Below are 704 nucleotides of genomic sequence, written 5' to 3'. Positions count from 1 at the left end.
TACACCTGTAACCATGCCGAACACAGAAGTTAAGCTTCTTAGCGCCGATTGTAGTGAGGGGTTGCCCCTTGTGAGAGTAGGACGTCGCCACGCTTAAGTTATCCATGGAGGTTTAGCTCAGCTGGGAGAGCATCTGCCTTACAAGCAGAGGGTCAGCGGTTCGATCCCGTTAACCTCCATATGAGCCGTTAGCTCAGTTGGTAGAGCATCTGACTTTTAATCAGAGGGTCACAGGTTCGAGCCCTGTACGGCTCATATTTTTGCGGGTGTGGCGGAATTGGCAGACGCACTAGATTTAGGATCTAGCGCCTTACGGCGTGGGGGTTCAAGTCCCTTCACCCGCATAATTTAAGTTTTACATGCCGGCTTAGCTCAGTTGGTAGAGCATCTGATTTGTAATCAGAGGGTCGAGGGTTCAAGTCCTTTAGCCGGCATCTTTAAACACGCGGAAATAGCTCAGTGGTAGAGCACCACCTTGCCAAGGTGGGGGTCGCGGGTTCGAACCCCGTTTTCCGCTTTGCCAAAGCAATCGCGCCGGGGTGGCGGAACTGGCAGACGCACAGGACTTAAAATCCTGCGGTGAGTGATCACCGTACCGGTTCGATTCCGGTCCTCGGCATTTCAAATATGCGCCCATAGCTCAACTGGATAGAGTGTTTGACTACGGATCAAAAGGTTAGGGGTTCGACTCCTCTTGGGCGCGT

General features: G+C 52.6%; 7 tRNA genes and 1 rRNA gene. All 8 read left to right on the top strand.

Features of this window, described 5'->3' with window-relative positions:
* Window positions 1-93, top strand: a 5S ribosomal RNA gene (gene rrf, locus DIZ30_RS07590); the annotation flags it as partial.
* 13 nt (window positions 94-106) lie between these two features.
* Window positions 107-179: transfer RNA gene (locus DIZ30_RS07585), tRNA-Val, on the top strand.
* 3 nt (window positions 180-182) lie between these two features.
* Window positions 183-255 (top strand) — tRNA-Lys (locus DIZ30_RS07580).
* Between the two features lie 7 nt (window positions 256-262).
* Window positions 263-344 (top strand) — tRNA-Leu (locus DIZ30_RS07575).
* 17 nt (window positions 345-361) lie between these two features.
* Window positions 362-434 (top strand) — tRNA-Thr (locus DIZ30_RS07570).
* Between the two features lie 11 nt (window positions 435-445).
* Window positions 446-517: transfer RNA gene (locus tag DIZ30_RS07565), tRNA-Gly, on the top strand.
* 16 nt (window positions 518-533) lie between these two features.
* Window positions 534-619: transfer RNA gene (locus tag DIZ30_RS07560), tRNA-Leu, on the top strand.
* Window positions 620-629: 10 nt separating this feature from the next.
* A tRNA-Arg gene (locus DIZ30_RS07555) sits at window positions 630-703 on the top strand.
* The last annotated feature ends 1 nt before the right edge of the window (window position 704 follow it).

The sequence above is a fragment of the Enterococcus sp. H57 genome, from assembly GCF_003112495.1.
GTDB classification, from domain to species: Bacteria; Bacillota; Bacilli; order Lactobacillales; family Enterococcaceae; genus Enterococcus_B; species Enterococcus_B faecium.
This window is presented reverse-complemented; position numbering and strand designations above follow the sequence as displayed.